The sequence below is a fragment of the Streptomyces sp. Da 82-17 genome (genome assembly GCF_046098215.1).
In the GTDB taxonomy this organism is placed as follows: domain Bacteria; phylum Actinomycetota; class Actinomycetes; order Streptomycetales; family Streptomycetaceae; genus Streptomyces.
The window spans coordinates 65,446-76,881 of sequence record NZ_JBJURH010000001.1 but is presented as its reverse complement, the minus strand read 5'-3'; the positions used below and the strand labels follow the sequence as shown (position 1 = coordinate 76,881).

9 protein-coding genes are annotated in these 11,436 nt (G+C 71.6%); 1 reads left to right on the top strand and 8 read right to left on the bottom strand.

Annotated elements, in window-relative coordinates; translation table 11 throughout:
• Window position 1 precedes the first annotated feature (1 nt).
• A complete protein-coding gene (locus ACIDOF_RS00390; RefSeq protein WP_409003542.1) occupies window positions 2-202 on the top strand; it encodes an acyl-CoA carboxylase subunit epsilon in 201 nt (66 codons plus the stop codon).
• A 364-nt stretch (window positions 203-566) separates the two neighbouring features.
• Here ACIDOF_RS00390 and ACIDOF_RS00385 read toward each other — a convergent pair whose 3' ends face one another.
• From ACIDOF_RS00385 to ACIDOF_RS00350, 8 genes are all read right to left on the bottom strand, one after another.
• Window positions 567-1,145 (bottom strand): GTP-binding protein, encoded by a 579-nt coding sequence (locus tag ACIDOF_RS00385; RefSeq protein ID WP_409003541.1) that lies wholly within the window; start codon window positions 1,143-1,145, stop codon window positions 567-569.
• The gene (locus tag ACIDOF_RS00380) at window positions 1,126-1,758 is read right to left on the bottom strand and encodes a DUF742 domain-containing protein (RefSeq protein ID WP_409003540.1); all 633 of its coding nucleotides are present in this window, start codon (window positions 1,756-1,758) and stop codon (window positions 1,126-1,128) included. The genes ACIDOF_RS00385 and ACIDOF_RS00380 overlap by 20 nt, the downstream gene beginning before the upstream one ends.
• Before the next feature lie 105 nt (window positions 1,759-1,863).
• Window positions 1,864-2,277: a roadblock/LC7 domain-containing protein gene (locus ACIDOF_RS00375; protein ID WP_055421938.1), complete on the bottom strand. Its 414-nt coding sequence runs from the start codon at window positions 2,275-2,277 to the stop codon at window positions 1,864-1,866.
• Window positions 2,278-2,287: 10 nt separating this feature from the next.
• Window positions 2,288-5,539, bottom strand: coding sequence for a nitrate- and nitrite sensing domain-containing protein (locus ACIDOF_RS00370; protein ID WP_409003539.1), 3,252 nt, complete (start codon window positions 5,537-5,539; stop codon window positions 2,288-2,290).
• A gap of 357 nt (window positions 5,540-5,896) precedes the next feature.
• Window positions 5,897-6,484 carry an ATP/GTP-binding protein gene (locus ACIDOF_RS00365; protein WP_282538964.1) on the bottom strand — a complete coding sequence of 196 codons (588 nt, stop codon included), beginning with the start codon at window positions 6,482-6,484 and terminating at the stop codon, window positions 5,897-5,899.
• The gene (locus ACIDOF_RS00360; RefSeq protein WP_409003538.1) at window positions 6,465-6,869 is read right to left on the bottom strand and encodes a DUF742 domain-containing protein; all 405 of its coding nucleotides are present in this window, start codon (window positions 6,867-6,869) and stop codon (window positions 6,465-6,467) included. The genes ACIDOF_RS00365 and ACIDOF_RS00360 overlap by 20 nt, the downstream gene beginning before the upstream one ends.
• 99 nt (window positions 6,870-6,968) lie before the next feature.
• Complete coding sequence (locus ACIDOF_RS00355) at window positions 6,969-7,382, bottom strand: roadblock/LC7 domain-containing protein (protein WP_409004002.1); 414 nt, start codon at window positions 7,380-7,382, stop codon at window positions 6,969-6,971.
• Window positions 7,383-7,391: 9 nt separating this feature from the next.
• On the bottom strand, window positions 7,392-11,117 hold the full coding sequence (locus ACIDOF_RS00350) for a nitrate- and nitrite sensing domain-containing protein (protein ID WP_409003537.1): 3,726 nt from the start codon (window positions 11,115-11,117) through the stop codon (window positions 7,392-7,394).
• Window positions 11,118-11,436: the final 319 nt, after the last annotated feature.

Genomic DNA, 11,436 nt, shown 5'->3' with positions numbered 1-11,436 from the left:
CATGAGTACTCCCACCGATCATCTGCTGCGGGTGGAGAAGGGCCACGCCGAGCCGGAGGAGCTGGCGGCCATCACCGCCGTCCTGATGGCACGCGCCGCCGCGCAGCCTGCACCCGCTCCTTCCCGTGGTCGTACGAAGGCCGGCTGGCGCCGCCTGGAGCGCACGCCGGGCTTCCGCGCCCCGCACAGCTGGCAGGGCTGAGCGCCGCTCTGAGGCTTCCGAGCCCCCGTCACGCATCGTCGTGGCGGGGGCTCCTGCTTTTCCCCACCCCGCCCCTTCCCGAAAGCCTGCGGCGCTGTTCGTTCGGCTGACCCGCCGTCGTGGTTGCTCGCGCAGTTCCCCGAGCCCCTTTCGGGGCACGTGAATCCAGCCCCTCCGGCGTTTGAGGAGCGGGGTCCGGGGCGGAGCCCCGAAGCGGGGGCCAGGGGCGGCAGCCCCGGGCGGGGGCTGGGGGCGCAGCCCCCAGAGCTGTCCGCTGAGGACTTTCGGGAAGGGGCGGGGAGGGGAAACAAAAGTCCCGCACCCCCAACCAGGGGCGCGGGACCGGAGAACCGAAGCGGAGCGTCTAGCGGAGGCGGGCCATCAGCGCGTGCTCGACGAGCGTGATGAGCGCCGACTTCGCGTCCGCGCGGTGCCGCGCGTCGGTCGTGATGATCGGGGTGTCGGGCCCGATCTGCAGCGCCTCGCGGACCTCGTCCGGGTTGTACGGCTGGTGCCCGTCGAACCCGTTCAGCGCGATGACGAACGGCAGGCCCGAGTTCTCGAAGTAGTCCACGGCCGGGAAGCAGTCCGCGAGCCGACGCGTGTCGACGAGGACCACCGCACCGATCGCACCGCGGACCAGGTCGTCCCACATGAACCAGAACCGGTCCTGACCGGGCGTACCGAACAGGTACAGGATCAGGTCCTGGTCGAGCGTGATGCGGCCGAAGTCCATCGCGACGGTCGTCGTCGTCTTGTCGCCCGTGTGCGTCAGGTCGTCGATGCCCGCCGACGCCGACGTCATCACAGCTTCCGTGCGCAGCGGGTTGATCTCCGAGACGGCGCCGACGAACGTGGTCTTGCCCACGCCGAAGCCGCCCGCCACCACGATCTTCGCGCTGGTGGTAGAGCGGGACGCACCGCTAGAGCTTGCGAAGTCCACTGAGCACCCTTTCGAGCAGTGTCACATCTGGCTGTCCGCCGGCGTTCTCGTCGCCGCCGGGCTGGTGGATGGCCACGAGTCCCGCTTCCGCGAGGTCCGCGACCAGGATCCGGGCCACCCCGAGGGGGATGGAGAGCAGTGCCGAGATCTCCGCGACGGACTTGATCTCCCGGCACAGGTTGCAGATCCGCTGGTGCTCGGGGAGCTGCCCCTGGAGCTGGTGCGGCTGCGCCGTGGTGTGCACCAGCGCCTCGATGGCGAGCTGGTACCGCGGCCTGGTGCGTCCGCCCGTCATGGCGTACGGACGCACGAGCGGGTTGTGCGCGCCCCCGGCCGGCTGCTGCTCCGCGGGGCGCGGCTGCGGCTGCACGGGCTGGATGCGCGGCCCCTGCTGCTGCTCGTACGGCGCGCGCGGCGCCGGCGGGCGCTGCTGGTCGTACGGCTGCTGTGGGCGCTGCGGGGGCGGTGCGTACGGCTGCTGCTGCCGACGGCTGGGCGCGGAGGGGAAGTTGTAGCGGTTCGGCGTGCCCTCGCCGCCCTGGCCGCCCTGGGCCTGGCCGTAAGACCAGTTGGCCGAAGACGAACCCTCTGGGGGTGTTGCGCCACTTGCCACGTGCTTCCTCCTCCGACTGTGCCGGGCATCCATCAAAGTGGTGCCGCGCCCCGAACTTTACGGCCACGGAACGCGAATACGCACTGCCTGTCTGCTAGTTGAGAACTAGTTGAGAAGGCTTCCCTGAAGCTCGGCGCGCAGGTCGGGGGTGAGCACGGTGCCCGCCCGGTCGACGAGCAGCGCCATCTCGTACCCGATGAGACCGATGTCCGCTTCCGGGTGTGCGAGTACGGCGAGAGAAGAGCCGTCGGAAATGGACATGATGAAGAGAAATCCTCGCTCCATCTCCACAACTGTCTGATTCACGCTGCCGCCCTCGAAGATGCGGGACGCGCCCGCGGTCAACGAGGTCAGACCCGACGCGACGGCCGCCAGCTGGTCGGCGCGGTCGCGGGGGAACCCTTCGGACATCGCCAGAAGGAGTCCGTCGGCGGAGACCACCACCGTGTGGGAAACACCGGGGGTGTTCTCCACGAAGTTGGTGATCAACCAGTTCAGGTTCTGCGCCGCCTGGCTCATCGGGCTCACACTAACGCTCCTGGTTGTAGTTGCCACCAGGACCGAAGCCCTGGCCGTTCGAGTCGCTTCCTGCGTCGCGTCCCCGCTGGACACCGCGGCGCAGATTGCTCAGCCTGCCACGGACGTCCTCGGGTGCGCGGGAGACCTGGGGCCCGCCCTGCGGGGTCTGCTCCGCCGTGCCCTCGACCAGGTTGGCCTTGGGGACGCGGCGCGGCAGTCCCGACGAGGTGACCCCGCCGGCACTGGGTCGCCGGAGCTGCTCGGCGCGCTGCCAGCGCACGTCGTTGGCGGACCGCCAAGCGTCGTCACCGGCACCGTCGCCGTCCGCTCCTGCGGGGGCGTCCTCCGCCTGGGGGTGCGGGGGAGTGCTGTCCTGGACCGGCCCCGGCGCCCACTGCTCGCCCGCCGCGTCCCGGTGCCCGTTGCCGGCGGCACCGCTGCCGCGTCGGGGCAGGCCTGCGTCGGTCAGCTCGTGCACCGCGGAAGGCGCAGGTCCCTGACGGTCGAAGCCTACGCGCTCCTGCTCGGCTTCGGGAGCGCTGGGGGCAGATTCCGGTTCCGGCTCGAAGCCATTGCCGAAGGTATCGGGTGACTGGCCCTGATTCTGCCAAGTTCCTTGCTGGGGCTGGCCGTTGAAGTCGGCGTAGCCGTCCTGCGCGAGGTTCTGGGCGGCCGCTGCGCCGTCGAAGCCTGATTCCGCATAGCCGGATTCCGGGTAGCCGTCGGGGGCGCTGTGCGGGGCCGCGTAGCCCTGCTCGTAGCCGCCCTGGCGGGCGTAGCCGTCCTGCTGCTCGTAGCCCTGCTCGTAGCCGCCCTGCTGCTCGTACGCGGCCTGCTGGTCCTCGTACGCGCCCTGCTGCTCGAACGCCTGCTGGTCCTGGCCGTCCTGCTCGCCCTGGTCGTAGGGGTGCGGGGCGACCTCGTCACGGAACAGCGGGCGGTCGGCGGAGCGCTCCTCGAGGGCCGCGCGGCGCTCCTCGCGGAACAGGGAGCGGCCGACGGGGTCGAGGTTCGCGGCGTCCGCGGCGTTCTCGGCGTACCGGCTGTCGTCGAAGCCGAGCTCGGCGGCCGTGCGCAGCGGCGGGGCCTCGAAGGCCGGGGCCTGCGACTGCTCGGGCACGATCCGGGAGACCGTGAACTCGTCCTCCGGCAGGTCGTTGCCGCTGCCACCGTGGGTGATGGCGTCGGGCAGCATCACGAGCGACGTCGTGCCGGCCTGCTCGCCGGAGGGGCGCAGCTGGACCCGGATGCCGTGCCGGTCGGACAGGCGGCCGACCACGAACAGGCCCATGCGCTGCGAGATCGCGGCGTCCACGGTCGGCGGGTTGGCCAGCTTGTGGTTGATGTCCGCGAAGTCCTCGGCGGTGAGGCCGATGCCCTTGTCGTGGATCTCGATCATGACCCGACCGTCGGGGAGACGGGTTGCGGTCACGCGAACCTTGGTCTGCGGGGAGGAGAACGTGGTCGCGTTCTCCAGGAGCTCGGCGAGCAGGTGCACGAGGTCGGTCACGGCCCGGCCGTGGATCTCGGCCTCGGGCACGCCGGACAGCTCGATGCGCTCGTACTGCTCCACCTCGGAGGAGGCGGCGCGGAGCACGTCGACCAGCGGGACCGGCTGGTCCCAGCGGCGGCCGGGCTCCTCGCCGGCGAGGACCAGGAGGTTCTCGCCGTTGCGGCGCATACGGGTCGCGAGGTGGTCCAGCTTGAAGAGGTTCTCCAACTGGTCCGGGTCGGCCTCGTTGTTCTCCAGGTCGGTGATCAGGGTCAACTGGCCCTCGATCAGCGACTGGTTGCGGCGTGACAGGTTGGTGAAGATCGCGTTGACGTTGCCCCGGAGGAGGGCCTGCTCGGCGGCGAGCCGGACGGCCTCGCGGTGCACCTGGTCGAAGGCGCGGGCGACCTCGCCGATCTCGTCCTGCGTGTCGATCGGGATGGGCTGGACGCGGGTGTCGACCCGGCCCGGCTCGGTGCGGGAGAGCTGGTCGACCAGCATCGGCAGCCGCTGCTCGGCGATGCCGAAGGCGGCGGTGCGCAGCCGGCGCATGTTGTTGCTCATCTGGCGGGCCATGAGGCCGGCGATGAGGAAGGCGGCGAGCACGGCGGCGACGACGATCGCGCCGTTGATGTACGCGTCCTGCTCGGCGTCGTCGGCGATCGCGGCGGACTCGTCGACCGCCTTGTCGATCAGCTGGGTCTCGATCTCGCGGTAGCCGTCGAACTTCGCGGTGGTGGCGGCGAACCAGGCCTCGGGCGTGACGCCCTGGGCGCGCAGCGTACTGGGCCGGGCGCCGCTGCCGATCAGCTTGATCATCTTCTCGGGCGACGGCGGCGGGGTGAACTCCAGGCCCTTGGCGCGGGCCTCCTTGGCGGCCGCGGCGAGCTTCTTCTTGCCGTCGGCCTGCTTGCCGCGCAGCACGGACTTGAGGTCCTCGTAGTCCTGCTCGGTACCGGCGGAGACGTACTCGCCGATGGCGATGTTCTCCAGGTACGCGTACGAGCTGAACGCCGTGGCCTGGGCCTCCAGCGTCGCGCGCTCGGAGCTCGGGCGGACGATGAGGTGCGTGCCGATGGAGCGCTGCAGGGAGACGGCGGCCTTGGCGAGCGAGACGGCGTAGACGGTCCGGCCGTAGCTGGTGATGTTGCCGGTGCCGAGGCCGAGCTCGTTGGCGAACTCCATCAGGGAGTGCTGGACCTGGACGTAGCCCTCTTCGGTCTTCACCGGGTCCATGGCCCGGGTGTAGGCCGTCTTGCGCAGGCCCGCGAGCTTGGACTCGTTCTCCTTGAAGAGGTCGAGGCGACGCTCCAGGCCCTGCTTCTCCGGCATGTCCTCGACGGCCTCGTCGAACGCGGCCTTCGCGGCGTCCGTGGCGTCGCGGGCCTTGTCGACCGCGCCGCCGTCGCCCTTGCCGCTGAGCAGCGGGGCGGCGGACAGGTCGCGCTCGTTGAGCAGCGCCTGGCCGTAGTTCTCGGCGGCGCGCACGATGAGGGCGGTCTTCTCCGCGTCCTCGGCCTCGCTCCACGTGTCAATGGAGCCCTTGACCTGGAACGTCCCCATCACGATGGCGACGACCACGGGTATGAGGAGGATCGCGTTCAGGCGCGTGGGCACACGCCAGTTGCGGGGCGAGAGCTTGCTGCCGCTGCCGGCGGGCGGCGGCACGTCGGCCACCGGCGCCGGGGCGGGTGCTGCTGCAGCTCCGCGCGACGGCGGGGTGAAGTTGCCCCGCTCCTGCGGCTCGGGGCTGTTCTTGCTTCGCCTCACTCGACCAACAACCTCTCGGCGAGGGCACCTGCGTCGTGCCGCTTCGTCTGCTTGCCCTGAGCTACTGGGCAGTTCAGCGAATTTCAGCACGTCAGCGGTGGCTCTTCCAAACAGTAGGGAGAGCTTGTTTCCGGTGACCTGAGCCGCAGATAAAACGGGCATAAATAGAGGGGCCCGGCAAATGGTGAGCGCGATATGAGCGCAGTGATATCGCTTGAACGCAAGCCGTGTTGGCCGCGGAGGAATTCTCTGTCGAAACGTTATGAACACCCGGGCGGGCCGTGTCAAAGGACACAGCCCGCTCCGTGACGGCTACGGCAACTTCCTTACGCCGTATCCGACTTGAGGCGTACGTGACTAGCGGAGGCGCGCCATCAGCGCGTGCTCGACCAGGGTGATGAGGGCCGACTTCGCGTCCGCGCGGTGCCGGGCGTCGGTCGTGATGATCGGGGTGTCGGGCCCGATCTGCAGCGCCTCGCGGACCTCGTCGGGCTGGTACGGCTGGTGTCCGTCGAAGCCGTTGAGGGCGATGACGAACGGCAGGCCCGAGTTCTCGAAGTAGTCCACGGCCGGGAAGCAGTCCGCGAGCCGGCGGGTGTCGACGAGGACGACGGCGCCGATCGCACCGCGGACCAGGTCGTCCCACATGAACCAGAACCGGTCCTGACCGGGCGTACCGAAGAGGTACAGGATCAGGTCCTGGTCGAGCGTGATGCGGCCGAAGTCCATGGCCACCGTGGTGGTGGTCTTGTCGCCGGTGTGCGTCAGGTCGTCGATGCCGGCCGACGCGGACGTCATCACGGCCTCGGTGCGCAGCGGGTTGATCTCCGAGACGGCGCCGACGAACGTGGTCTTGCCCACGCCGAAGCCGCCCGCCACCACGATCTTCGCGGACGTGGTGGAACGACCCGACGAGACGGGGTCGTTAGAGCTTGCGAAGTCCACTGAGCACCCTTTCGAGCAGTGTCACATCTGGCTGTCCGCCGGCGTTCTCGTCGCCGCCGGGCTGGTGGATGGCCACGAGTCCCGCTTCCGCGAGGTCCGCGACCAGGATCCGCGCCACCCCGAGCGGCATACCCAGAAGTGCGGAGACCTCTGCCACCGACTTCACCTCACGGCACAGGTGGCAGATCCGCTGGTGCTCGGGGAGCAGCCCCATCAGCTGGGCCGGGTCGGCCGTCGTGCTGACCAGCGCCTCGATGGCGAGCTGGTAGCGCGGCCGGGTCCGGCCACCGGTCATCGCGTACGGACGCACCAGTGGCTGGTCGCCCTCCGGTCCGTACGTGGACTGGGCTCCGTACGGATCGTGAGGGGCGGTGGGCGGGGTCATGGATCCTCCGGGCTGGACAGCAAGTGGTCGGCTAGCCGTCTGACGTGGCCGGTGGGGGACGGGCCGGACGGGTGGGCGGGGCGCGCTGCGCGGTGGCGGCTAGTGCAGCAGGCTCCCCTGGAGCTCGGCGCGCAGGTCCGGGGTGAGCACGGTGCCCGCCCGGTCGACGAGCAGCGCCATCTCGTATCCGACGAGGCCGATGTCGCACTCGGGGTGCGCCAGTACGGCGAGGGAGGAACCGTCGGAGACGGACATGATGAAGAGGAAGCCGCGTTCCATCTCCACCACGGTCTGGTTGACCGGGCCGCCCTCGAAGATGCGGGAGGCGCCCGCGGTGAGGGAGGTCAGGCCGGACGCGACCGCCGCCAGCTGGTCGGCGCGGTCACGCGGGAAGCCGTCGGACATCGCGAGCAGCAGCCCGTCGGCCGACACCACCACCGTGTGGGACACCCCGGGGGTGTTGTCCACGAAGTTGGTGATCAACCAGTTCAGGTTCTGCGCCGCCTGGCTCATCGGACTCAACTAACGCTCCTGCGGGTGAGAGGGGCTGCGGAAGGTGCCGGTCTGGCCCGAGCCGGCCTCGCGGCCCTGCTGGATTCCGCGGCGGAGGTTGGTCAGCCGGCCGCGCACGTCGTCGGGCGCGCGCGACACCTGGGGGCCGCCCTGCTGCTGTTGCTGCTGCTGTGCCGTTCCGGCCACGAGGTTCGCTCGCGGCACCCGGCGCGGCAGGCCGGACGTGGTGATCCCGCCCGCCGAAGGCTGCTTGACGCGCTCGGCCTGGCGGCCCAGCTCGTCGTTGGGGGACGTACGCCAGTTGCTCGGCCCGGCCGGGGGCGCGGGCGGCATCGGCGGCGCCTGCTGCTCGGGACGCCCGCCGGGTGCGGCCTGGCGGGCGCCGTTCTGCGCGTCGTCCCGCGGGGCCTGCTGGGCCTGACGGCCCTGCTGCTGGCCGTGGAACCAGTTGGTCTCGAGGGTGTCGTACAGCGGCGTGCGGCCGTCGTCCGGCGGCAGGTCGACCGGGCCCGTCAGCGCGTCGTGCTGCTGCTGCGGGGCCGGTCGGCGCGGGGCCTCGGGCTGCTGCTGGGGGGCGCGCGGCACGTGGTGCTCGCCGGTGTCCCGGGCGCCGTTGCGCGCACCGCCGCCGAGCGGACCCTGCGGCAGCTCGGGCCGCGCGAACTGCCCGGTGGAACCGGCGCCTTCGGCGGCACGCGCGTCGGGCTGCTGCGGTACGGAACGGGGGCCCGCCGCCTCCGGACGCGGGGCGTCGAAGTCCGGGCGGGCGAACTCGGCGGTGGAGCCGGGTCCCTGGCGGTCGTCGGCCTCGACCCGGGCGAGCTGCGCGGTGGAGTCGACGGCGGGCGCCGAGTCGTGGCGTAGCGCCGAGTCGTGGCGCTCGCGCGCGGCGTCGACGGACGGGCGCAGCTCGGCCTTGCCCCACGAGGTGGTCTGCGGCTGCGAACTGCCCCCGGGCAGCTCGGCGCGCGGGCCGCCGCGCGGCGGCAGCTGCGGCGCACCGGCCTCGGGCCGGCCGCCCTGCCCCTGGTCGCCGCGCTGCCGCGGCGCCGTGGGGCCACCGGCCGGACCGCCGACGGGGCCACCGGCCGGACCGGCGCCCGCGGCACCGGTCGGCTGCGCGGTACGCGGACCGCCGAAGACGTCGGAGCGCTGGCCGCCGTTGAGCGCGTCGCCCACGCCGGGCCGGCCCTGCGGGTCGCCCGGACGCTGCGGCGGCTCACCGGCGCCGGGCCGCGTGGGCAGCCCGGGGGCACCCTGCGCGCCACGCGAGGGGCCGGCCTGCGGCTGCCCGGCAGGGGCGCCCTGCGGCTGACCCGCACCGGGACCGCCCTGCGGCTGTCCGGCACCGGGACCGCCCTGACCGGGACCGCCCTGCGGGCCGCCGGCGCCGGGACCGTTGCCCCGGCTCGGCAGCGCGGCACGCGGGCCCGACCCGGCGGCCAGACCGCCCTGGCCGCGGCCCGGAGCCGTACCGAGACGGCCTGCGGCGCCGCCGCCCTGCGCACCGCGGCGCGCGGCGGCGACACCCGCGGCGGCCTGGGCCGCGGCGGGACCGCCGGACGGCGCGGGCGCACCGCCCTTGCCCGGAACCTTCTTGCCGCCCTGCGCGACGTCGACGGGCAGCATGACGAGCGCCGTCGTACCGCCGGAGTCGGAGGGGCGGAGCTGGATGCGGATGCCGTGGCGCTGCGAGAGGCGGCCGACCACGAACAGACCCATGCGGCGCGAGACCGAGACGTCCACGGTGGGCGGCGAGGCGAGCCGCTCGTTGATGGAGGCGAGGTCCTCGGGGGAGAGGCCGATGCCGGTGTCGTGGATCTCGATCAGGACGCGGCCGTCGGGCAGCGCGTGACCGGTGACCTTGACCTTGGTCTGCGGCGAGGAGAACGAGGTGGCGTTCTCGAGCAGCTCGGCGAGGAGGTGCACGAGGTCGTTGACGACGCGACCGGCGACCTCGGTGCTCGGCACCGCGGCCAGTTCGATCCGCTCGTACTGCTCCACCTCGGACGCGGCGGCGCGGAGCACGTCGACCAGCGGGACCGGGCGGGTCCAGCGGCGGCCGGGCTCCTCACCGGCGAGGACGAGGAGGTTCTCGCCGTTCCGGCGCATGCGGGTCGCGAGGTGGTCGAGCTTGAACAGCGACGACAGCTGGTCCGGGTCGGCCTCGCGGGACTCCAGCTCGGAGATGAGCGAGAGCTGACGCTGGATGAGGCCCTGGGAACGCCGCGAGAGGTTGGTGAACATCGCGTTGACGTTGCCCCGGAGCAGGGCCTGCTCGGCGGCGAGGCGGACGGCCTCGCGGTGCACGTCGTCGAAGGCCGTGGCCACCTGGCCGATCTCGTCCCGGGAGTGCACACCGACGGACTCGACGGAGGTGTCGACGTCCTGCGGGTCGGACTCGGAGAGCTGCTTGACCAGGTCGGGCAGGCGGTCCTGGGCGACCTTGGTGGCGGTGTCCTGCAGCCGGCGCAGCGAGCGGATCATGGACCGGGCCACGACGAACGCGCCGACGAGCGAGACGCCGAGGACGAGCAGGATCAGCGCACCGTTGATGATCGCCTCGCGCTGCGACTCGTCGCGCAGGTTGCGGGCCTCCTGCTCCATGTCGTTCAGGAGCGTGGTCTCGATCAGCGCCATCTGCCGCAGCTTGGTGGTGGCCGCGTCGTTCCAGTCCGGGTACGAGCGCTTCTCGCGGTTCTTCAGTCCGCTGGGGCTCTCCAGGACGCGGGCCGCGTAGTCGTTGGCGTCCTTGATGACGGCGTTGGAGTCGTCGAGCGGCTTCATCAGCTCGGCCGCGTTGCCGCCGGTGCCCTCGTACGCCCGCTGGAAGCTGGTGAGTTCGGCCTCTTCGTTGCGCAGCGCGGAGAGGGCGTACAGCCGGTCGTTGTCGGAGAGCTTGCCGAATTCGGTCTTGTTCGGCGGGAGCGCGGCGGAGATCACGGCGCGCTGCACCGACGCGTACTCCTTGGCGGACGAGAACGCCGCGAGGGTACGGGTGCGCTGGATCATCTCCGGGTTGCTGGTGGCGAGCGCCATGTCCCGGGAGAGGCCGAGCAGCTGCTCGATCAGCTGGTTGTAGCTGGAGACGGTCTGCGAGGTCGGCAGGCCCTGCTTGTACGCGTCGCGCCGGATGTCCTTGAGGACGCGCAGCTGGGTGGAGATCTGGACGACGTTCTCGCGGATGCTGTCGATCGCCTGGTCGCCGCGGGCGTCGTCGATGTCCGAGGTGCCCTGCAGGAACGAGTCGCGGGCGCGGTCGGTCTTGCTGCGGGCGCCCTTGACGGTGAAGTCGGAGGCCTTGGCGCCGTGCGTGAGCGGGCCCGCCGACTGGTCGCGCTCGTCCTGCAGCGCGGCGGCCAGCTCGGTGGCCTCCTTCGTCATGTCGGTGAGCAGCTTCATCCGGTCCAGCTGCTCCATCTCGTCGACGGAGTCGCTGATGCGGATGGCGCCGAGCGAGGTCGCGGCGACCACGGGGAGCGCGAGCAGGGAGACCAGACGCGTGGAGATGCGCCAGTTGCGCAGGGCTATTCGCGAGCCGGCCGACGAGGGCTTCTTCGCGCTCGCGGGAGCTGCTGTCGGAGCGCCGCCGGGCACACCGGTGCCCTTGCCGCGGCCGCCGCCGTCGGAGCCCGCGGCGTCGGTCGGTGAGGAGTTGCCGGGCACGGGGCCAGTACCGCCGCGCAGCTCCGGCTCCGCCGCGGCGCTGCCTTCCCTCTTGAAACGTCCCTGCACTAGCGTCGCAACCTCTGGACCAGGCGTCCCCTCGCGCATGACGATGGGACGGTGTCGGCGTCGTGGAGCCCGTCCGGGCTCCTGGTGGTCGTGAGTGACCGGCGCGTCTCCCCCTCTCCCACCGCCAACTCGACGCTGCGTTGCGCCCGTGCGCGCCGGTTCATACCTGCGGCGGTTCCGGGAATTCCAGCACAGTGCCGGATCTCCAACAAGCCCTGCCGCCCGGCTGTGACGTCTGTGACAGCCGGTGACGAGGGTGTTACGAGGTGTCGAGCAGCATCTCGTCCATAACGGACTTTTCCCTACGTACGAGTTGTGG